This window comes from Shigella sp. FC1567, assembly GCF_001743015.1.
GTDB lineage: Bacteria > Pseudomonadota > Gammaproteobacteria > Enterobacterales > Enterobacteriaceae > Escherichia > Escherichia coli.
In genome coordinates this window covers 1-20,797 of record NZ_MIIV01000502.1, presented here as the reverse complement: position 1 = coordinate 20,797, position 20,797 = coordinate 1, and the positions used below count along the sequence as shown (strand labels likewise).

The 20,797-nt window shown below is 52.2% G+C and carries 22 protein-coding genes and 4 pseudogenes; 4 read left to right on the top strand and 22 right to left on the bottom strand.

What is annotated here, in order from left to right; all coding sequences use genetic code 11:
* Nucleotides 1–116: 116 nt before the first annotated feature.
* From rlmC to BHE85_RS21330, 10 genes and pseudogenes are all read right to left on the bottom strand, one after another.
* Nucleotides 117–1,243: pseudogene (gene rlmC / locus BHE85_RS21375) on the bottom strand (23S rRNA (uracil(747)-C(5))-methyltransferase RlmC).
* Between the two features lie 40 nt (nucleotides 1,244–1,283).
* The gene (locus BHE85_RS21370; protein WP_000389260.1) at nucleotides 1,284–1,772 is read right to left on the bottom strand and encodes a YbjO family protein; all 489 of its coding nucleotides are present in this window, start codon (nucleotides 1,770–1,772) and stop codon (nucleotides 1,284–1,286) included.
* A gap of 59 nt (nucleotides 1,773–1,831) precedes the next feature.
* Nucleotides 1,832–2,677: a putrescine ABC transporter permease PotI gene (gene potI, locus BHE85_RS21365; RefSeq protein ID WP_039064027.1), complete on the bottom strand. Its 846-nt coding sequence runs from the start codon at nucleotides 2,675–2,677 to the stop codon at nucleotides 1,832–1,834.
* Nucleotides 2,674–3,627 carry a putrescine ABC transporter permease PotH gene (gene potH / locus BHE85_RS21360; protein ID WP_001093857.1) on the bottom strand — a complete coding sequence of 318 codons (954 nt, stop codon included), beginning with the start codon at nucleotides 3,625–3,627 and terminating at the stop codon, nucleotides 2,674–2,676. The genes potI and potH overlap by 4 nt, the downstream gene beginning before the upstream one ends.
* A 9-nt stretch (nucleotides 3,628–3,636) precedes the next feature.
* Nucleotides 3,637–4,770, bottom strand: a complete 1,134-nt coding sequence (gene potG / locus BHE85_RS21355) for a putrescine ABC transporter ATP-binding subunit PotG (protein WP_000996032.1) — start codon at nucleotides 4,768–4,770, stop codon at nucleotides 3,637–3,639.
* A 94-nt stretch (nucleotides 4,771–4,864) separates the two neighbouring features.
* Nucleotides 4,865–5,977 (bottom strand): spermidine/putrescine ABC transporter substrate-binding protein PotF, encoded by a 1,113-nt coding sequence (gene potF, locus BHE85_RS21350; protein ID WP_000126072.1) that lies wholly within the window; start codon nucleotides 5,975–5,977, stop codon nucleotides 4,865–4,867.
* A 350-nt stretch (nucleotides 5,978–6,327) separates the two neighbouring features.
* Nucleotides 6,328–6,804, bottom strand: coding sequence for a type III secretion system chaperone family protein (locus BHE85_RS21345; protein ID WP_000203025.1), 477 nt, complete (start codon nucleotides 6,802–6,804; stop codon nucleotides 6,328–6,330).
* An 87-nt stretch (nucleotides 6,805–6,891) separates the two neighbouring features.
* The gene (gene rimK, locus BHE85_RS21340) at nucleotides 6,892–7,794 is read right to left on the bottom strand and encodes a 30S ribosomal protein S6--L-glutamate ligase (RefSeq protein ID WP_000684344.1); all 903 of its coding nucleotides are present in this window, start codon (nucleotides 7,792–7,794) and stop codon (nucleotides 6,892–6,894) included.
* A 60-nt stretch (nucleotides 7,795–7,854) separates the two neighbouring features.
* Nucleotides 7,855–8,566: pseudogene (gene nfsA, locus BHE85_RS21335) on the bottom strand (nitroreductase NfsA).
* On the bottom strand, nucleotides 8,550–8,837 hold the full coding sequence (locus BHE85_RS21330; RefSeq protein ID WP_001201560.1) for a DUF1418 family protein: 288 nt from the start codon (nucleotides 8,835–8,837) through the stop codon (nucleotides 8,550–8,552). The pseudogene nfsA and the gene BHE85_RS21330 overlap by 17 nt, the downstream one beginning before the upstream one ends.
* Before the next feature lie 159 nt (nucleotides 8,838–8,996).
* On the opposite strand from BHE85_RS21330, the gene grxA reads away from it, so the two are divergent.
* Entirely contained in the window at nucleotides 8,997–9,254 is a 258-nt protein-coding gene (gene grxA / locus BHE85_RS21325) for a glutaredoxin 1 (RefSeq protein WP_001195240.1), read from the top strand.
* A 29-nt stretch (nucleotides 9,255–9,283) separates the two neighbouring features.
* Here the strand turns inward: grxA and BHE85_RS21320 are convergent, their stop codons facing one another.
* Entirely contained in the window at nucleotides 9,284–9,661 is a 378-nt protein-coding gene (locus BHE85_RS21320) for an inner membrane protein YbjM (protein ID WP_000681108.1), read from the bottom strand.
* Between the two features lie 269 nt (nucleotides 9,662–9,930).
* Here BHE85_RS21320 and BHE85_RS21315 point away from each other — a divergent pair.
* Nucleotides 9,931–11,617, top strand: a pseudogene (locus tag BHE85_RS21315) (aspartate:alanine antiporter).
* Nucleotides 11,618–11,852: 235 nt separating this feature from the next.
* On the opposite strand, the gene BHE85_RS21310 reads toward BHE85_RS21315, so the two are convergent.
* From BHE85_RS21310 to BHE85_RS21270, 9 genes are all read right to left on the bottom strand, one after another.
* Complete coding sequence (locus tag BHE85_RS21310) at nucleotides 11,853–12,071, bottom strand: ogr/Delta-like zinc finger family protein (RefSeq protein WP_000972391.1); 219 nt, start codon at nucleotides 12,069–12,071, stop codon at nucleotides 11,853–11,855.
* A 90-nt stretch (nucleotides 12,072–12,161) separates the two neighbouring features.
* Entirely contained in the window at nucleotides 12,162–13,262 is a 1,101-nt protein-coding gene (locus tag BHE85_RS21305; RefSeq protein ID WP_039064026.1) for a phage late control D family protein, read from the bottom strand.
* On the bottom strand, nucleotides 13,259–13,744 hold the full coding sequence (locus tag BHE85_RS21300) for a phage tail protein (protein ID WP_000980403.1): 486 nt from the start codon (nucleotides 13,742–13,744) through the stop codon (nucleotides 13,259–13,261). The genes BHE85_RS21305 and BHE85_RS21300 overlap by 4 nt, the downstream gene beginning before the upstream one ends.
* Nucleotides 13,741–16,818 carry a phage tail tape measure protein gene (locus BHE85_RS21295; protein ID WP_001282802.1) on the bottom strand — a complete coding sequence of 1,026 codons (3,078 nt, stop codon included), beginning with the start codon at nucleotides 16,816–16,818 and terminating at the stop codon, nucleotides 13,741–13,743. Before BHE85_RS21295 ends, BHE85_RS21300 begins: the two co-directional genes overlap by 4 nt.
* On the bottom strand, nucleotides 16,811–16,930 hold the full coding sequence (locus BHE85_RS21290; RefSeq protein ID WP_000763310.1) for a GpE family phage tail protein: 120 nt from the start codon (nucleotides 16,928–16,930) through the stop codon (nucleotides 16,811–16,813). The genes BHE85_RS21295 and BHE85_RS21290 overlap by 8 nt, the downstream gene beginning before the upstream one ends.
* A 14-nt stretch (nucleotides 16,931–16,944) precedes the next feature.
* Complete coding sequence (locus tag BHE85_RS21285; protein WP_001281016.1) at nucleotides 16,945–17,247, bottom strand: phage tail assembly protein; 303 nt, start codon at nucleotides 17,245–17,247, stop codon at nucleotides 16,945–16,947.
* A 54-nt stretch (nucleotides 17,248–17,301) separates the two neighbouring features.
* Nucleotides 17,302–17,817: a phage major tail tube protein gene (locus BHE85_RS21280; protein ID WP_001207660.1), complete on the bottom strand. Its 516-nt coding sequence runs from the start codon at nucleotides 17,815–17,817 to the stop codon at nucleotides 17,302–17,304.
* Nucleotides 17,818–17,826: 9 nt separating this feature from the next.
* Nucleotides 17,827–18,999, bottom strand: a complete 1,173-nt coding sequence (locus BHE85_RS21275; RefSeq protein ID WP_000046139.1) for a phage tail sheath protein — start codon at nucleotides 18,997–18,999, stop codon at nucleotides 17,827–17,829.
* A gap of 142 nt (nucleotides 19,000–19,141) precedes the next feature.
* A complete protein-coding gene (locus tag BHE85_RS21270) occupies nucleotides 19,142–19,708 on the bottom strand; it encodes a recombinase family protein (RefSeq protein ID WP_000905013.1) in 567 nt (188 codons plus the stop codon).
* Between the two features lie 30 nt (nucleotides 19,709–19,738).
* Here BHE85_RS21270 and BHE85_RS21265 point away from each other — a divergent pair, with 30 nt between their 5' ends.
* Together BHE85_RS21265 and BHE85_RS21260 are read left to right on the top strand one after the other, a co-directional pair.
* Entirely contained in the window at nucleotides 19,739–20,125 is a 387-nt protein-coding gene (locus BHE85_RS21265; protein ID WP_071844821.1) for a gp53-like domain-containing protein, read from the top strand.
* Between the two features lies 1 nt (nucleotide 20,126).
* On the top strand, nucleotides 20,127–20,564 hold the full coding sequence (locus BHE85_RS21260; protein ID WP_000500076.1) for a tail fiber assembly protein: 438 nt from the start codon (nucleotides 20,127–20,129) through the stop codon (nucleotides 20,562–20,564).
* Here BHE85_RS21260 and BHE85_RS21255 read toward each other — a convergent pair.
* A pseudogene (locus tag BHE85_RS21255) lies at nucleotides 20,536–20,634 on the bottom strand (tail fiber assembly protein); the annotation flags it as partial. The gene BHE85_RS21260 and the pseudogene BHE85_RS21255 sit on opposite strands and share 29 nt — an antisense overlap.
* Nucleotides 20,635–20,650: 16 nt before the next feature.
* Nucleotides 20,651–20,797 (bottom strand): IS1 family transposase (locus BHE85_RS21250; protein WP_001437028.1); only part of this gene is annotated, 147 nt, incomplete at its 5' end.

The window sequence follows — 20,797 nt, the reverse complement described above, 5'->3', positions numbered from 1 at the left end:
AACTCTGCAATGTATTGATTTAGCATGATTTTGTAGGCCGGATAAGGCGTACACGCCGCATCCGGCATGAACAAAGCGCACCTGATCAGCAATCTGAAGCCGCACCTGCGGCTTTTTTATTGCTTCACCAGCAGCGTCAGCACTTCATAGTGCGCGGTGTGCGGGAACATATCAAAAAGCTGTACCCGTTCGATGCGAAACCCAGGCAGTTCGCGGATATCTTTCGCCATAGTTTGGGCGTTACAGCTGGAGTAGATGATAAAACGCGGTGCCATCGTTGAGAGATAATCACACAGCGGTTTACCAATGCCGCGGCGCGGCGGGTTAACCAGCACCAGCTCCGGCACCTCCCCCTGAGCAGTGGCAAACTGAGTGGAGTCCAGCGCCTGAAATTGTAAACGAGTTAAGCCCAGTTCAGCGGCTGACTGCTTTGCACAGGCAATGGCCTCTGGCGCAATTTCGATCCCGGTTAACTGCATGTCAGGCGTCGCGCAGTGTAAACCAAAGCCCCCCACACCGCAGAACAGATCCCACATATGTTTAACTGGCAGCTGCGTACCCAGTCGCGCGCGGTAGCGTACAGCTGGCTGGCGACCGCCGGATTAGTCTGGAAGAAACTTTGCGGACGGATCCACAGCGGTACGTCATTAAAACGCTCTGCCAGCGCCTGTTGTTCAGTCAGGTAGATCTCCGTCTCCCCTTCCATAATCGCCATATGTACCGGCTGAATATTGACGGTAATAACTTTCAGTTGCGGTAGTTGTTCCTGTAACCACGGCAGCGCCTTACGCAGTTGTGCCAGTTTGGTTTCAGAACGCAGTACAAAGCGCAGCATCATGCCGCCATCGCTCTGGCTTTCAGTCAGCAGAATGTATTTCAGTTCGCCACGCTTACGCGCCACGTTGTAGGGCGTTAACCCCGCACGGGCGATAAACGGTTTTAGCGCCGCAAAAACGGGCGCAAAAGAGGCAGGATAAAGCGGGCAGTCACAAAGGTCTTCCGGCGTGCCATCGCGATGCAGCATACCGAGCAGTGGTTTTTCAACGCTACCACTCACCACCATTTTGGCTTTATTACGAAACCCTTGTTCCGGGCCTGACACCGGCGCGCACCATTCCTCAACCGGAAAATCGGCGAGCAGATTTTTAAGATCGGCGGTTTTAGCGGAGAGTTGCTCTGGAATCGGCTGCGTTATCCACTGACAGGAACGACAGCGACCCGCGTCGTAAAGTGCGCACTGCATACATTGACCTTCACATCATCAGGGGCGACGATTATACACATTATTGCAACTGGAAGAACCGCCGACTGGTCGAGGGAACGAACAGCAGCATCAGGATGAGCATATCCGGCAGCTTCTGCAGCATCAGGCTATGGAAGATTTCACGTTTTGATTCACCGGGAATGCTGAACAGCTCCGGATAACCATACCCCAGCGAAGCCGCCCACAAGTAACTTGCGGCGGTGATTTGTGTCAGCAGATATAGCCAGCGCGCCCAGCGACGCCCTTTCACCAGTGAAAACGCACACCAGATCTCGATAAAAACCAGCACCAGACTGCTTAAAAATACCAGCGTTAAGCTCCAGGTTTGTACGCTGCGATGAATGAACTCGCCAATACCGCGCACGCCCAGCGTATTGAAAATCATCAGCACGTCGAGGCCACGGATCATAATAATGGCGAGCGCCGCTACCTGCACCAGCGCAGGCACATTCAGGCGAGCATGAGATGAAGATGTTTTCTTAAAAAATCCCAACGTTTCGTCTTCCATGAAAACAATGCCGCGGCATGCGCGGCATTATGTAGCCAGGTTGGCAAATTTTAGTGTCTTCAGCCATGTCTTGCACGCTGGATATCGCGTATCCGCTGTTTTTCTGCGCGAGCCATCAGATACCAGGCGATAAATCCGACAATTCCGACCGCACCGAGAATTAACGTTGCAAGGGCGTTGATTTCCGGATTCACCCCCATCCGCACGCTGGAAAAGACCAGCATCGGTAACGTGGTGGCTCCCGGCCCGGAAACAAAGCTGGCGATCACCAGATCATCAAGCGACAAAGTAAAAGCCAGTAACCAGCCAGAAATGATCGCAGGCATGATCATCGGTAGCGTAATGACGAAAAACACTTTCAGCGGCGTCGCACCGAGATCCATCGCTGCTTCTTCTATCGAGCGATCCAGTTCCCGCAGACGCGACGAAATAACGACCGCCACATAAGCCGTACAGAAAGTGACATGCGCCAGCCAGATGGTAAGCATACCGCGGTCCGCAGGCCAGCCAATGGCATGAGCAAGCGCGACGAATAATAACAACAGCGACAAGCCCGTGATGACATCTGGCATTACCAGCGGCGCTGTGATCATAAAGGCAAAGCCATTTGATCCGCGAAACCTGCCAAAGCGCACCAGCACCACCGCCGCAATAGTCCTGAGGATCGCCGCCGCCGTTGCCGCACAGGCAGCAATTGTCAGGCTTAAACCAACCGCACTCATCATCGCGTCATCGCGCAATAACTCACCATACCAGCGCGTTGACCAGCCGGCCCACACCGTCACCAGCTTCGAGCTGTTAAACGAATAGATAACCAGCATCAGCATTGGCGCGTAGAGAAAGGTAAAGCCCAGCAGCAAAATCACAATCCGCCAGGGCGAACGAACTACCGGTAAATTATTCATCCGTGTTCTCCCACGCTTTTTTGCTGGTGTTTGTGGAACCACATTATCGGCACAATTAGCAGCAGCAACATGATGATCGCTACCGCCGCGGCCACCGGCCAGTCGCGGTTATTGAAAAACTCTTGCCATAGCACGCGCCCGATCATGATGCTGTCCGGGCCACCGAGCAGTTCCGGGATCACAAACTCGCCCACAGCCGGGATAAACACCAGCATCGATCCGGCAATAATCCCACCTTTAGTCAGCGGCACGATCACAGTAAAGAACGTTTTCAGCGGTCGTGCACCGAGATCCAGCGCTGCTTCCACTAGCGAATAATCAATACGAATCAACGCGGTATAAATCGGCAGCACCATAAACGGCACGTAGGCGTAAACAATGCCAATATAAACTGCCAGATTGGTATGAAGAATGGTCAGCGGTTGATCGATAACCCCCAGCCACAGCAGAAAATTATTCAGCACACCGTTGTTTTTTAATATTCCCATCCAGGCATAAACGCGGATCAGAAACGAGGTCCACGACGGCAGGATCACCAGTAGTAATAAAATATTACGGGTCGAAGGCTTACTGTGCGCCACCGCCCACGCCAGCGGATAGCCGATCAGTAAACAGCAAAATGTCGAAATCGCAGCCACCTGTAGCGACTGGAGATAAGCATCGAAATAGAGCGGATCGTCGGTCAGTTGCAGAAAATTACCGAGATTAAGAGTGATGGACAGTTGCCCGTCAGCCCACTCCATCAGTTCGGTATAAGGTGGAATAGCGCGCGCCATCTCCGCCAGGCTTATTTTAAAGACAATCAGAAATGGCAGCAGAAACAGCAAGATCAACCAGATATATGGCAACGCAATGACCAGTTTGCGCCCATGCTTCATTTGCAGCTGCGACAACCACAGCTTAAATCCGCCCGGCGGTTTCGACTGGGCAGCAGGTTCAAGTGTATTCATCTTTGCTCCTTAAACCGTCAGCACCACACAGCTGTCCACTTCCCAGCACAAACGCACTTCGTCGCCCCAGGTCGGTAACCCTTTACGATGACGATGGGCGTTTTGTAGCTGGGCGCTAATCATCTGCCCACTTTTCAGACGAACGTGATACACCGAAAGATCGCCGAGATAGGCAATGTGTATCACCTCCCCCACCGCGAAGTTACAACCATTGGCGGGCGGCTCTTCGCAAAGCATGATTTTTTCCGGGCGCAGCGCCACATGTACCGGCACGTTATCGACCACCGAGGCATCCGCGTCGACTTTCAGTGGATGCACCAGCCCAGGCGAATAAAGCACAAGCCCATCCTCATGACGCTCTTTGAGTACACCTTCAAAGACATTAACCGAACCGATAAATTCAGCACTGTAGCGGGTGGTTGGATGTTCGTAGATCTCTTCTGGCTCGCCAATCTGGACAAATTTCCCGCGATTCATAATGGCGATACGTCCCGCCATCGTCATCGCCTCTTCCTGATCGTGAGTGACCATCACACAGGTCACGCCGACACGCTCCAGAATATCCACCACTTCAAGCTGCATCCGGTCACGCAGCTTTTTATCCAGCGCGCCCATCGGCTCGTCGAGCAGTAATAGTTTCGGGCGCTTGGCAAGGCTTCGGGCCAGCGCCACACGCTGTCGCTGACCACCGGAAAGCTGATGCGGTTTGCGTTTGGCGAACTCCTGCATGTGCACCAGGCCGAGCATCTCATGGACCCGACTGGCAATTTCCGCTTTCGGTAGTTTGTCCTGTTTCAGGCCAAAAGCGATGTTCTGTTCCACGGTCATATGCGGAAACAGCGCGTAAGACTGAAACATCATATTGATGGGGCGCAGGTAAGGCGGCACCTGTGACAAATCGACGCCATCGAGCATTATCTGCCCGGCAGAAGGTTGTTCAAAACCTGCCAGCATACGCAGCTGCGTGGACTTGCCACAGCCGGAAGCGCCCAGCAGCGCGAAGATTTCACCTTTGTAGATGGTCAGGCTGACATCATCGACCGCATGCTGACCATCGTAGGATTTGGTGAGGTTGCGGATTTCTAATAGCGGCGTCAGCGCCTTACGGGTTTTCGCCTGCGGGCGAGGGATAGCGTCATTCACGGCTGCTCTCCGGCATTGAATGTGTGCAAGCGCACCATGATGGTGCGAATTGCCGGCGGGTGTGGTGCGCCCGCCCGGCATCTAAGGCTGCGGATTATTTTCCGCTCTTCACTTTGGTCCACGCGCGGGTGCGCACACGGTCGATTTTCGGATCCTGTACTTTCAGAGTGAATAGCTTCGCACGAACGTCCGCCGGAGGATAAATACCCGGGTTCTCACGGACTTCCGCACTCACCAGCGGCGTGGCTGCTTTATTGGCGTTGGCATAGAACACATGGTCGGAAATATGCGCTACTACATCCGGGCGCAGCAGGTAATTCAGGAACTGATAGGCTTCGTCTTTGTTTTTGGCATCCGCAGGCATGGCGAATACATCAAAGAACGCCATCGCCCCTTCTTTTGGAATCGAGAACGAGACATTCACTCCATTCTTCGCTTCCTTCGCGCGGTTTGACGCCTGCCAGACATCACCTGCCCAGCCGATAGCGACGCAAATATCGCCGTTTGCCAGGTCGTTAATGTATTGAGATGAATGGAAATAACGAATGTTCGGGCGCAGCTTTAACAGCAGATCGGTTGCCGGTCCGGTGTAATCATCCGCTTTAGTGCTGTTGGGATCTTTGCCGAGATAATTCAACACGGTAGCAAAAACTTCTTCTGGCGCATCCAGGAAAGAGACACCGCAGCTTTTCAGTTTTTCCAGATTTTCAGGTTTGAGGATCAAGTCCCAGCTATCGACGGGCGCGTTTTCGCCCAGCACAGCTTTAACTTTATCAACGTTATAGCCAATCCCGGTCGTCGCCCACATATAGGGCATAGCAAATTTATTGTCGGGATCGTGTTTGGCGACCAGCTTCAGCAGCTCCGGGTCGAGATTCTTCCACTCCGGCAATTTGCTTTTGTCCAGCGGCTGGAAAACTCCCGCAGTCAACTGGCGTTCAAGAAAGCTGGCAGATGGAACCACCAAGTCAAAGCCGGTGCTACCCGCCATTAATTTGCCTTCCAGTACTTCGTTAGAGTCGAAAACATCGTAGACGACTTTAATACCGGTTTCTTTTTCAAAATTGGCCACCGTGTCAGGGGCGATATAATCAGACCAGTTATAAATGTGGAGTGTTTTTTGTTCAGCCGCGAGCGTGCCGACAGAGACGGCCATCAGAGCACCCGCAACCAGACCCGAAAGCCATTTTTTATTTAAGGCGGTCATATCTCTTTCCTTCTGAAAGTTCGTTAACAAACGAACAAAAGTTGTCATACTAAAAGATATGCAATAAACGTGCATATTTTTTATCGGCGCGGTGTAAGAAAAGATAACTCTCTCCCGGCCAGCACTGCTCGCTATATAAAAGCATCGCAAGAATAACTTTAGCCAGGGTTTGAGACTATAGCTCGGATTAAAAAACGGTATTTAACAAATTGTTATGCGTATTTGCTCTATGTGATAAAGCCAAATCGGCACAAGAGAAGTGAAATAATCTTTAAGAAAAGGTTAAAAACAGCAGATAATTTTGCAGTGCGCAGTCACTGCACCAGCGACTGCGTGCTCGAAAGGAGTTATCAGTGGAGGAAATAGTTTTCGGTAACGTTGTTTTGCCCTTCATCGTCAGTCGGTAACAGCAGTTGATGGGCATTAGCTTCAAGAATGACCATCGAAATCTGCTCTTCGCTCTGACGCACGAACCATGCAAACTGCTCGTAGGTTACGCCCTGCATAACGGATAAAGACTGGCAAACCACCAGCTTTGGCAGATTATCATCCTGCATATCAAGAAATGCTTTCACGGTCAGCGAACTGGCATTGATGGCAGATAAATCCGCCGCCAGCGGCAATACGGCTGAAGGTCGGACTTCCGCCATGGCAGAAAACAGGATCGTGTTATCGATCAGATCGATTTTGGCATCAAAGACACCGTCGAAATTCTGCATATGGGGCAGATGCAGAGCCTGACAGTTATCACATTCAAAAAAACTCATCCCCAGGTCATCGAGCCATTGACGCAGCGTATCCAGACCAGGAACGACCAGCGATGTCATAATTTTGTACAACCTCTTTCGATAAAAAGACCGGCACAGCTTACGCAAAAAGCGCAGGCAAAACCATGATCAGTAATGTGATTGCGACTAACCACCCGTTTTCAGGCAATATTCTGTCGTAGCGTAGCGTTCGATCCAGCGGATCATTTTACCCGCGATGTCGATACCAGTGGTTTTTTCTATTCCTTCCAGCCCCGGCGACGCATTCACTTCCATCACCAACGGCCCGCGATTAGCACGCAGAATATCCACACCAGCAACGTCCAGCGCCATCGTTCGCGCGGCTTTTATCGCGATTTCACGCTCCTGTGGTGTGATACTGGCGACGCTTGCCGCGCCGCCACGATGCAAATTGGAACGAAAATCGCCCTCTTTCGCCCGCCGTTCAATCGCAGCGACCACTTCATCGCCAACAACCAGACAGCGGATATCGCACCCTTGCGCCTCTTTGATATATTCCTGCACCAGAATATGCGCGTTCAGACCGCGGAAAGCGTCAATCACGCTTTCCGCCGCCTGACGCGTCTCCGCCAGCACGACGCCAATTCCCTGCGTGCCTTCAACCAACTTGACCACCAGCGGCGCACCACCGACCATGTCGATTAAATCGCTGGTATCATCCGGCGAATGCACAATGCCCGTGACAGGCAGGTCGATGCCCTGACGCGCCAGCAGTTGCATGGAACGCAATTTGTCACGCGCCCGGGCAATGGCGACCGACTCATTGAGCGGATAGCTCCCCAGCATCTCGAACTGGCGCAGTGCCGCCGTCCCATAAAAGGTAATGGCGGTGCCAATACGCGGGATCACTGCGTCAAAATGGGGTAACTTGCGGCCTTTGTAGTGAATAGAAGACGCCGCAGGATTTATGTTCATGTAGCAAGAAAGCGGATCAAGAATTTCAACCAGGTGACCGCGCTGTATAGCGGCTTCACGCAGCCGCTTACACGAATAGAGCGTTCCATCCCGGGACAATATGGCAATTTTCACCCTGCACCTCTCTGTCAGACCTGGTCAAAAGCCCGCGTATCATACATCGACGTGGCGGTTTTAGCGCGTCGCCCAACCCTGTTTGTGCAAATAATCCAGAATAAATGGGCGGCTTTCTTTAATGATTGTTCGGCGGATATGATCGCTCCAGGTATCCCGGCGATTATTGCTGCCACGGGTCCGCCAGTTGCTCGTCATACTGCGCCAGTGCGTCTTTATCCAGCGGTTGATAGCTGTTTTCATGCACCAAAATGGAGGCCGGTAAACGCGGCTTGAGATCCGGATTATCCGCAGGCCAGCCAAGGCACAGCCCAAACAGCGGCAGAACATGCTGCGGTAATTTCAGCAGTTTCGTCACCGCTTCAATATTATTGCGCAGGCCGCCGATATATACCCCGCCCAATCCCAGCGATTCCGCTGCGGTTAATGCATTCTGCGCCATCATTGCCGTATCAACGACACCGAGCAACAGTTGTTCCGCCAGGCCGAGCTGAGCATCCGGACAGATCTGTAAATGGCGGTTAAAGTCGGCACAGAACACCCAGAACTCCGCCGCTTGCGCTACGTGTTTTTGCCCGCCGGTCAGCGTCACCAGTTCTTCACGTAATGCTTTGTCGGTAATGCGAATAATGCTACTACACTGCAAAAAACTGGAACTGGACGTCGCACGGGCGCTGTTAATAATCGCCTCACACTGCGCTTCGGAAATGGGTTCATCAGTGAAATGGCGAATGGAGCGATGGCCACAAATAAGTTCAATGGTTGGCGTCATTATCTTTTTCTCTTTCTGAACGTGAATATTGCGGTGGACGGTTCATCAGCTGTGGGGCAAGACGTTTTGCCACCTGAAGAATAACCACCACCGCAGCGGGAAGCATGAGCAAAACACCGAGAAAAATCATCAGAATCTGCACTTCTGGCCGAGAAAATGGCTCAGGCAGCGACAGGGAGTCGCTTACCGACAGCAGCGCCACCGCCAGTAGCATCATTCCGATAAATTCCAGTATCAACACGCCTTTAGGCAATTTACCGATCGCGCGCATACGCTTCCCTCTGCAAAGTGAGCCTTCAGTCTAAAACTTTTCACTGTATTGTGTTTAACAGTTATAGCTTTTAGCAATTAATGCAACAGGTTAAACCTACTTTCAGCGAATACATTTTAGCGTGATCATTACAGGCATAAATCTATGAGGAGAGAAATAATGCAAACCGTTATTTTTGGTCGTTCGGGTTGCCCTTACTGTGTGCGTGCAAAAGATCTGGCTGAGAAATTGAGCAATGAACGCGATGATTTTCAGTATCAGTATGTAGATATTCGTGCGGAAGGGATCACTAAAGAAGATCTACAACAAAAGGCAGGTAAACCCGTAGAAACCGTGCCGCAGATTTTTGTCGATCAGCAACATATCGGCGGCTATACCGATTTTGCTGCATGGGTGAAAGAAAATCTGGACGCCTGATCGTCTGACAAGCCCTCGCGTTGAGGGCTTTACTGATTTTTTCTGTGCTGTGGTTTAAACAAACTACTGATAAATAAGAAACACAGTGCCCCCAGCGCACACCAGAACACCGCGCTTAGTAACCATGCCAGCTCTTGCCAGAATGAGCGCGTCGGTGAAAAAAACAGCCGCATAATGAGCATTGAACAGGGTGCCGCCAGCATTGCGCCAAATAGAGGTTTCAGGACTTCTCTACGCTGTGAAAAGAAACTGGCAACTGCTCCAGGAAGAATGAAAAACAGCAAGCCGATTTCAGGATGCCCGGCAGCCCGAAAAGCGCCTTTCATGTGCGTCGCCAGAAAAAGGCACACCACAATGAAGAGGACAAAACAGCAGATTGCCCCCGCCCAACGTTGTTTATGTTTCACTCGTTCCTCCTGACACTGCGTCTATCGAACACATTTTTCGCCAGTGTGGCGTTCAGTAAGATAAAGCCGCTTCGCATTCCATGCTAATATAGGCCAACGCAATTCATATAGCCGTTGATACCTAATGTGATTACACTAGTAAAATATATTGTTACTTTACTATCGTTTAGGTGCGCTGAATGAATCTGCGCCCTGAATTCTGGTAAAAAACATTATCGTAAATTACCATTTCTTTCAACAGCTTACTAGTAAACAAGAAGTTAGCCTCCGTGAATATAAACGTCGCCGAATTGTTAAATGGGAATTACATTCTGTTATTATTTGTGGTCCTCGCGCTTGGGCTATGTCTCGGAAAGTTACGACTTGGTTCGATCCAACTGGGTAATTCCATTGGCGTTTTAGTCGTATCGCTGTTATTAGGCCAACAACATTTCAGCATTAACACCGATGCGCTTAATCTTGGCTTTATGCTGTTTATTTTCTGCGTCGGGGTCGAAGCCGGACCGAACTTTTTTTCCATTTTTTTTCGCGATGGGAAAAAATTACCTAATGTTAGCACTGGTGATGGTTGGCAGTGCGCTGGTGATCGCCTTAGGGTTAGGTAAGCTGTTTGGCTGGGATATTGGCCTGACGGCCGGTATGTTAGCAGGCTCTATGACGTCGACACCGGTTCTGGTCGGTGCTGGCGATACACTGCGTCATTCCGGCATGGAAAGCAGGCAGCTCTCACTGGCACTGGATAATCTGAGCCTCGGGTATGCCTTAACCTATTTAATCGGTCTGGTGAGTTTGATTGTTGGTGCGCGTTACTTGCCGAAATTGCAGCATCAGGACTTACAGACCAGCGCCCAGCAAATCGCCCGCGAACGTGGCCTGGACACTGATGCCAACCGTAAGGTTTATTTACCGGTGATCCGCGCCTATCGCGTCGGCCCGGAGCTGGTGGCCTGGACCGACGGCAAAAATCTGCGTGAACTGGGTATTTATCGACAAACCGGCTGCTACATTGAACGTATTCGACGTAACGGGATTCTGGCAAATCCAGACGGTGATGCCGTGCTACAAATGGGCGATGAAATAGCGTTGGTAGGCTATCCCGACGCCCATGCCCGACTCGATCCCAGCTTCCGTAACGGTAAAGAAGTTTTCGATCGTGACCTTCTCGACATGCGTATCGTCACTGAAGAAGTGGTCGTTAAAAACCATAACGCTGTAGGTAAACGTCTCGCACAACTGAAGTTGACCGATCACGGTTGCTTCCTTAACCGCGTCATTCGTAGCCAGATTGAGATGCCGATAGATGACAACGTCGTGCTTAACAAAGGTGACGTTTTACAAGTCAGCGGTGATGCCCGTCGCGTAAAAACCATCGCCGATCGCATCGGCTTTATCTCGATTCACAGCCAGGTCACTGACCTGCTGGCATTTTGCGCCTTCTTTGTTATTGGGCTGATGATCGGGATGATCACCTTCCAGTTCAGCACATTCAGTTTCGGCATGGGGAACGCTGCCGGGTTGTTATTCGCCGGAATTATGCTGGGCTTTATGCGTGCTAACCACCCGACCTTCGGTTACATTCCGCAAGGTGCATTAAGCATGGTGAAAGAGTTCGGCTTGATGGTGTTTATGGCAGGCGTTGGTCTGAGCGCCGGTAGCGGTATTAATAACGGCCTGGGCGCGATTGGCGGTCAGATGTTGATTGCCGGATTAATTGTCAGTCTTGTGCCCGTGGTTATCTGTTTCTTGTTCGGTGCTTATGTATTGCGAATGAACCGCGCACTGTTGTTCGGCGCAATGATGGGCGCACGCACCTGCGCGCCGGCAATGGAGATCATCAGTGATACAGCTCACAGTAACATCCCTGCGCTGGGCTATGCGGGCACCTACGCAATCGCCAACGTCCTGCTGACGCTGGCAGGGACAATCATCGTCATGGTATGGCCAGGATTAGGATAAAACTGAAGTTGCCCTGAAAATGAAATTTTTTTGCACAACCGCAGAACTTTTCCGCAGGGCATCAGTCTTAATTAGTGCCACTGCTTTTCTTTGATGTCCCCATTTTGTGGAGCCCATCAACCCCGCCATTTCGGTTCAAGGTTGATGGGTTTTTTGTTGTCTGAAATTTATGCCTTTTAAAATCATGATGTTAGAAGCACTGTTTTTTAACGATGGCGACAAAATGGCGGCAGCGTCAAAGAGAGAGCGCCACCTGTCCTGATTTCATTGGATGCGGCTGAACCGGATTTGACTCTTTTGGCGTTGCAATCGAACGAACAAAAGTTTCATGGGTAACAAAAGTATGGCTGCAGTTAATGTTCTGGCACTGGTTGTAACGCTCTTTGGTCAATGAAGATACCTGAAAACTGCTGCGAGTATGGGCGGCACTTCCACACAGTGGGCAAATCATCATTTTTCGAGCTCTCCCCATTTTTGCTAAATTCACAATAATGATACCGCATTATTCCACTTTGCAAACTTAAAAGTTCTCCATTGCGAAGAATCATTCCATTTCGAAATCATCAATCCTCACTTCAAGCTCCAGACTGGTCGTAAAACCGTTATCCGGGCTGACAGTATGCGTCAGAGTCGTAATGGTCCATTCCGCATCATCTAGCGGCTGTTTAAAGCCACTGACCTTCACAGGCATTTCTGTGTAGAGATCTGCCCGCCCTTCCGCCAGTTGTAGCGAGAATGATGCAACGCCGCGTTGCAGGCGTTCCCACTGCATTTTCGCTGCCCGTTCGGCGTTGCTCCGGTTGGCATAAGTGCGATTAAGTACCAGCACGTTTTCATCCGTACCCACCAGGTAATCGCCCTGCTTCGCTTCCGGCTCTTTCTTCTGCTTCTTAGTCCTGCGCTTACGCTTCACCGTGGTGCTTTCTTTCTTCGCGGGTTCGCGGGTATGCAACCAGCTGGCAATGACGCCCGTGTAAGCTCCGCGATCTGCCAGGGTAAAGCGGTGACTGTTGCCGTCCTTGCGTGTGATAGTGATCACCGGTAGTGGTTTACCGCTGGCGCTTTTACCCTGCCCCTGCCGGATGAATAACAGATTGCCATTTTTCACCGACGCAATAGCACCGTACTGGCGCGCCAGCCGCATCAAAAAACTGCCGTCACTCTCATTAGTCTGGTCTATATGCTCCACGAGTTTATCCGACAAGTCTTCACCCAATGCCATCTTCAGTTTGTGCCGCGCAGCTATTTCCTTCACCACTTCCCCAACGGTGGTCTTGTGCCACGACTTTTCACGGCGGGTATTCAGCGTTTCACGAAAATCAGCACTTCGCGCCCGGATAGTCAGGCGATCCGGTGCGCCAGTGTGTTCAATCTCGTCCACCGTGAATGCCCCTTTCGGGAAAAGCGGCTGTCCCTTCCAGCCCAGCGCCAGCGTAATGACAGCCCCACGGCGCGGCAGCACGATTTTTCCATCGGCGTCGTCCAGCTCCAGATCAAGCTGGTCCGCTTCAAAGCCCCGGTTATCCGTCAGCGTCAGCCCCATCAGGCGGTTGTCCAGCACAGTGGTGATATCCCTGCCTTCAATACTGATGCTGAATGCCGGAGTTTTGTTGCCTTTGTTAAGCAGTTCAGAGCTGAAATTCACGACAGCAGCCCTCCCACCGTTTTACTGATATCGCTTAAGGCAGATGTTGCCGTTCCCTGCAGATTATTCAGTTGCGCACTGAGATCACCGAACATATCGGACAGGGATTCATCCACGCGTTTTAGCGACAGGGTGAACTCAATCCGGCGCGGCATACCGTCGCGGAAAAACTCCGTTTTAGTCTGATTCAGTCCCTCAATCACATACATGCCGTAAATCGTGCCGCTGCCTTCAATCAGGGGCCATGCTTTTCCCTGTTCTGCCATCTGCTCCAGAGCCAGCAACGACAGCCTGCCGCCCGTTACCTCCGGCATAAGAACACCAGAAAGCGTCAGCATGTCGTTGTCCGGTCCCAGAAACTGCGTTGACGGGCGTCGGTTTACCCGGCTGTTTGCCGCATGTCGCCAGCTGCGTTGATACTGCAGCTCCTGATACGGCACGGTGCGCAGCATAAACACGTACAATCCCAGCACCATCATCATGCGTCGTATCCCCCCTGATCGCTGTAGTTACTCCTGGCTTTTGCCTTCAGCCTGCGTTCACGTTCATCAAGCTGGCGGGCCACCTCCCGCGCAATATCCTGCGCACTTTGTCCTGGCTGCGTTTGAATGATGATCTGCATCGGTGCCTCAATCCGTTGAACGGGCGGCACAGTGGCTGCACGACTCACCATCGCTTCACCGCCTTTCGCGGGAAGTGCCAAAGGGTGCAACGGTGGAAGCTCTGCTGGCGTAGCAGCAACACCCATCATTCCGGCAACAACGGCAGCCAGTGCAGCTGTATTTCTCCGGCTGGTCACATTTGCCGGGCCGTTAACAATTTCCGGCCCGTTTTCACCGACGATGCCAAACTGCCCGCGCGGGATATACCCGCCGCTGTCATACATCCCCGCAAAGCCATATCCCCATGACGGAAAACCACCCGATGGCATCATCACTTTACCGTCTGCATTCACCGTCGCAGGTTGCTGACGCGTCACGCTTTCCGGCAGTTTCGCCTTTGCGGCCTCTTTACTGACAATGCCAAGTTTCTCCAGCAACCAGGAAACGCCGGATTTCAGGGAGTCCAGCGGATGCATGACCATATTCAGCCCTTCCGCCAGAGCCTCCCCGAATCGTCGCCCCATTGCCGCTGCACTCTGCAGTTCGGCAGAGGTCGACTTAACGGGCGTCAGCAGATCAGTAAACCAGCCCCACAGCGCCTGTACTTTGTCGCCAATCCACTGGAACACAGGCTTAAGCGGTTCGAACGCGGCACTGACAGGACCTGCCGCCGCTTTGAATCCTTCCACCACGCCACCGAGAAATGCGGTGATGGGCTGCCAGTATTTCCAGACAACCAGCGCCACACCCGCCAGTGCAGTAACCACAAGACCTATCAGACTGAGCAGAGCACCTAACAGACCAGAGACGGCATACAGGGCAACGCGCAGCATCGCCAGTGGACCGGATGCGAGCATACGCAGCACCGTGCCTGTGGCAGCCAGTCCGCCGCGTAGTACCGCCAGTGGATTCATAAACATCACAGCAACCGCACGTAAACCGGATAATCCAGACCGCAAAAGTGCAACCGGCGCACCTGCTACAGTTTTCAGGACATTTCCCGTCAGTGATGCCGTGCGGCGCAAAGACGACAACGGCGCAGTAAGTAAACCTGCAGCGTTGCCCGATGAAGCAAGCCCGCGTCGCAGCAGTGCCAGTGGTGCGCCAGCCAGCCAGGACAACGCGTTGCTGGTTCGGGTTACTGTTGCCGTAACGGAAGGTAACGTTTTGATACCCAGCACAGAGAATCCCAGACGGATGACTGCCAGCGGCCCCAGCACTGCAGCCAGCGCCACCGCTAAGGTGCCGAGGCCCACGGTAACGGCAGCTACCACAGCGGCTACTTTCATCAGAGTGCCCGTCAGTTCCGGGTTAGCTTCCACCCAGCGACGCAACGCCCCCGTGACGCTTTTCACCGTGTACAGAATATCCATCAGCGGCTGGCGCAGCGTTTCCCCCAGGCTGCTGAAGGTGTTCTGTGCTCCGGTTTTGACCAGCAACCACTGAGCAGAAAGTGAATCCTTGTTGATGTCGGATTCTTTCTGCATGGAACCGAGCGCATCATTGCCCGCAGTCAGTTTTAACTGGCGCTGAAGTTCCGGCAGGTTGTTTGCCAGTTTCGCTGCGTCATCGCCAAACTCTTTACCAAACAACATGGTCATGGCAGACAGGCGCTTATCCTGTGGCAGCGCATTCACCTTCTCCAGCACCCGCTGGATAGTTCCCATCGCATCCTTCGTCATCTGCTTTTCAATCACTTCTGGATTGAGTTTCAGCAGATTCATCCCTTCAAAGAAACTCTTGCTTTGCATGGTGGCAATGGACAATTCACGCACCATCGCGTTTGCTGCACTGGCTGCAACCTCAGGCGCAGCGCCGAGTGTCAGGAAGGTGGAACCCAGCGCCGCCGCTTTACGATAATCCAGACGGTCAGCCACACCGCCCAGGCGTTGCATGACATCAATGATGTCCGCCCCTTTCGACATGGCGTTATCATCCAGATAGTTCAGCGCATCACCGAGCTGCTCAATATTGCGGGTAGGGATTTTGTAGAGCTGGGCGATTTTCCCCAGACTTTCTGACAGTTCATCCGCTGGCAGTTCAAAGGCTGTTGCCGCCTTTGCCGCCGTGCTGGCGAAGGCCAGCAGGTCACGTTTCTGGTCTTCCCAGCTGTCGTCAGGGTTTGCGACGTTCATGCGCGCACCACCTTCAACCAGTGCGGCGAAGTCCACAGCACCGTTTTCCATCGGCAACTGTTCGCTGGCAGCCTTGATGGCACCCTGCATTTCGTAAAAACGCGCAGTGCGGTTGCCATTATCGTCACGCAGACCATTGACCTGCTTTGCCACACCTTTCATGGCATCTTCCATGCTGGTATAGCTTTTTACTGCCGCCATCACTGGTGCGCCCATTGCCAGCCCTGCAGCCGTGGTGGTGGCTCCGGCACCTGCAATACGATCCCTTACCTCAAGACGCCTGGCGTAAGCCCCCCGGGCGGCGTGCATTTTTCGCTGTTGCTCCCCGACACGTCGTAACCTCGCTTCCTGCTCAGAAAGCTGCCTGTTATAACGCATCGTTTCACGGGTAATGCGGGCCGTCGCACTGGCGCCATCATTAGCTGAAATACCAGCACGATAAAGTTCTGCACGCACAAGCGCCGTCTGCTGCTGCAGCTTTTTCTGGCGTTCTTCTAGGCGCTGAACAGCCAGCCGTTGACGGCCCAGAGCAACAACCTGACGTTGCGAAGGCGGCCCCATCGCTCCCAGTTCCTGACTGAGCAAATTTGCACGCTGGCGGGCATAGTTCAGCCTGTCGCCTAATTTCTGATTTTCTGCCTGCAGCTTTCGGAAGCTGTCCAGACTGCTCCCGGCCTGATCAAGCTGCTTTATTGCATCGCGGGATTTTTTGACAGCAGCAGCCAGTTCTCTTGAACTGGCCTGCGCGGATCGAAATGGGCGGGTGAGTTTGTCAACCGCATTAAGAATCACCTGCAGACGCAGGTTATTGTCACTCATGGCTGGCCCCGCTTCTCTGAATCGCTTTATCCCGCCATTCCAGCACTTCGGTCAGCGGCATAACGTCAGTAACGGATGGCGGCCAGTGAAAGATGGTGGCGATATCAGCCACCAGATCGTCAACCGTCAGGCTGTCGGTAAACCGGCAAGCACCGACTTCTTCAACAAAAAAGTGACAACCTCAACCGACATGGCAGTGAGATCTGCCGGGTCCATCTCTGCAATTTCCTGTGCAGTCAGTGCCGGACTGGAGATGCGGGGGATCACGGTCATCATCGCGTTCACATCCATATCCATAATGGCCTGCAGGCGTGTGCCGCGCAGCGCACCGGACTGCGGTTTACGCAACACAATTTCGGTAATTTCTGTTTTACCGCGCATGATGGGAGTATCCAGTTGAATGGTCTTTTCAGTCTGCTTATCGCTCATTTTGTTGTCCTGTAAATTAGGTTCTGGCGCGGCATTCCGCGCCGTTCAGATACATCAGAGGCCGAGGGCGTTGCGGTGCGCTTCCATCAGGTCCACACCGTCCACAATTTCCACCATGTTGATCAGGTCCACTTCATAGAGCACCTCACCATTGATGGTCAGCTTCGCGTAGCTGTTGGTACTGGTCACTTTGGTAGTGTTGCTTTCGCCCGTCTTCCACTCGCCGGAATCTACTTCTTTGTGACGTCCACGCACCACAAGCTCCACGGCCTGCACTTCCCCGGTATCATCACGCTGAATAGAGCCGGTAAAGCGCAGCTGGATGCCATCCACCGTGGCTTTGCCCATCTGCTTAAACAGCAGCAGTTCAGTACCACCAATGGAAAATTCTGTATCCAGTGCACTGTCATCCAGTCCCAGATCCACATCCACCGCTCCGGGCATACCGCCGCCGCGATACTTCTCATATTTGCGGGTGAATTTCGGCAGCGTCAGCGACTCAACGATCCCCTGCCAGTTGTTCCCGTCGTTAAACAGGTTCAGGTGTTTTAATTTGCGTGGTAAAGCCATGTTGTCCCCTTACGCGCTGACCTGGCTGGAGAAATTCACCAGGTACTGATCGGTGATGCGCTGACGCAGCATCAGGTTTTCAAGTGGCGGCACTGGCGTGTAGTCGTAATCGATGGTGAGTTTCCCGGCTTTCAGCGTGTCTTTATCGTTCACCGACTCGTCCAGCCAGCAATCACCACCAATGAGATAGCCCTGACTGACCAGGCTACGCATTTTGGCGCGGATACCTTCGATAATGTCGCGGGCCAGCGACGGGTTCAGCGGTTTGTCCACCGCCCACATGTGCGCTTCTGCCATCGTGTCCATCAGCACCTGCGCCGTGCGGGTGTAGTTTTCGAAGGCAAAGAGCGGATCATCGCTCAGACAGCGGGAACCCCAGAAGCGGAAACCGTCTTTGCGGATAAGCGTGGTGATATCGTTCTGGTTAAGCAGACCTGCATCGGTTGCCGGGTCCTGCAGATCCCAGAACACATCAGCAGAAATTCCGGTGACACCGTTCACGCCCACGTTGGACAGGCTTTTGTGCCATCCGGTCTGCTCATCAATTTTAGCGCGCAGACCGAGCGCACGGGCGGTGGCATAAGCCGTTGCTTCGGCATTCAGCACCGTGTCCCAGCCAGTAAAGTCGGGCCAGATCAGCATTCCTTCACGCTGACTGAAGTTTTCACGGTAAGTGATTGCTTCCTGCACCGTCTTGCAACCATACGCTGACAGGTAAGCAAATCCACGCAGGCTTTGCGCCACGCTCAGCAACTCAGTAGCTACCGCCTTCGTGTCGTGACCTGGCACGCCGAGAATGCGCGGTTTAACGCCGAGCTGTGACTGGGCAGATAACAGGGCTTTCATACCTGTTTTTTTACCCTCGGCGGTCACTGCGCCAATGATATTGGTTGTGGTTTCTTCTTCCGTTTCACCCTGCGGCACACGCACAACAACGGTCACGGGTTTTGCCTGGTCAGCGATGGCATCCAGCGAACGGGCCAGCGTGCCAGACTCACCCGCTTTACCGCTGGCGGTCAGCACATCAGTGATCAGCACAGGTTTATTAAGAGGAAACATTTTTGCATCGGCATCATCGCCCGTGCAGACCATACCCACGATGGCGGTGCTCACCGTGGTAATGGATCGGGTGCCTTCGTTGACTTCAACAACGCGCACCCCGTGGTGGTAATCCTGAGCCATAGTGGCGAACCTCCTGATTGGATTAGGCTTCGCCCTATGTTGAAGTGATTGTGCCTGACAAACAGCTAAGCGCAGTTGTGTCGTTATTCACACAAAATGACGGTATTTGTCCGCTTACAGGAAAAATCAAAATAATACTGACTCAGGGCGATTCATTGCTCTCATTCGCCGGAAATTTTCTATAAATGGTAGAAACGCCCACATCAAAAATCAGTGCAATACGCTGTCTTGATTCTCCGGCCTCGAGTAAACGTCCAATCTGTGCCCACTGTTCGGTGGTCAACTTAGGACGGCGTCCACCTACTCTGCCTTTGGCACGAGCTGCAGCCAGCCCTGCTCTGGTACGTTCAACTATCAGTTCACGTTCCATTTCAGCCAGAGCCCCCATGACGTGAAAAAAGAAACGGCCCATTGGGGTACTGGTATCAATACTGTCAGTCAGGCTTCGGAAATTCACACCACGCTGGCGCAACTCTTCTATCAGCGTAACAAGATGCCGCATACTGCGTCCCAGTCTGTCCAGCTTCCAGACAACCAGCGTGTCTCCTGCCGATAGTGTCCTGAGCAGTTTTTTAAGCCCCGGTCTGTCGGGCTTAGTGCCACTGATTTTATCCTCAAAAATCCGCTCACATCCCGCGCAGTTCAGTGCATTACGTTGCAAATCGGTGTTCTGGTCATTTGTTGACACGCGTACATAGCCAATAAGCATGATCAATCCCCTGAATAAAAACCGGGGATGATGCCAGTTAGCCATTATCTCTGCATTTTCTTAAACGTTGGTTTGGGAGAATTATCTCTGGCTGGCACTGCATCGGGTGTCATTGGCCTGAATGGGTATGTAACGATTCCGTTAATTATTTCAGGTTCCCGGAGAACACTGATTATTCAGTGGGGGCAGGCGAGATTTGGTGGGTCTGGTGGTGAAGATGCAGGATATCTTAATGATTTTCCTTTTGCCTTTCCGTCAGCATGTTATGGGATGATAGTTAGTCATGTGGGGCATACACCTTCAGGCGCAGGAATCCTGTCGGCTTCTGCAATTACATCAAATCAGTTCCGCGGTTTTTCAAGCATAGCGACTGCTGCAAATGCTGTATTAGGTCGTTATATCGCTATAGGGGTTTAATATGTTTTATAGTCCATCTTTAAACATTTTTGTGAATCCTGCGCTTAAGGATGATTACATTAATGCAAATTCATGGCCAGATGATGCTCTGGCTGTCAGTGATGATGTTTATAATGAATTTGCAATCAATACGCCCCCAGATGACAAAATTCGTGTTGCAGGAAAAAATGGATTACCCACATGGGCACTAATACCTCCACCATCATATGAAGAACTTATTCAACAGGCAGAATCAGAAAGGCAATTATTGCTTAATCAGGCCAACGAATACATGAACAGTAAACAATGGCCCGGTAAAGCCGCTATTGGTCGTCTGAAAGGTGAGGAACTGGCGCAATATAATTTGTGGCTGGATTATCTGGACGCACTGGAACTGATTGATACCTCCAGTGCTCCAGATATTGAATGGCCTACGCCTCCGGCAGTTCAGGCCAGATGACATCCGGCGCGGTGCTGGTATCTGTTGCCGCCACCGCGTCAATGTAATCCAACACGGCGTTAAGTCGGGTGGGTAATGACTCCAACTTACTGATAGTGTTTTATGTTCAGATAATGCCCGATGACCTTGTCATGCAGCTCCACCGATTTTGAGAACGACAGTGACTTCCGTCCCAGCCTTGCCAGATGTTGTCTCAGATTCAGATTATGTCGCTCAATGCGCTGAGTGTAACG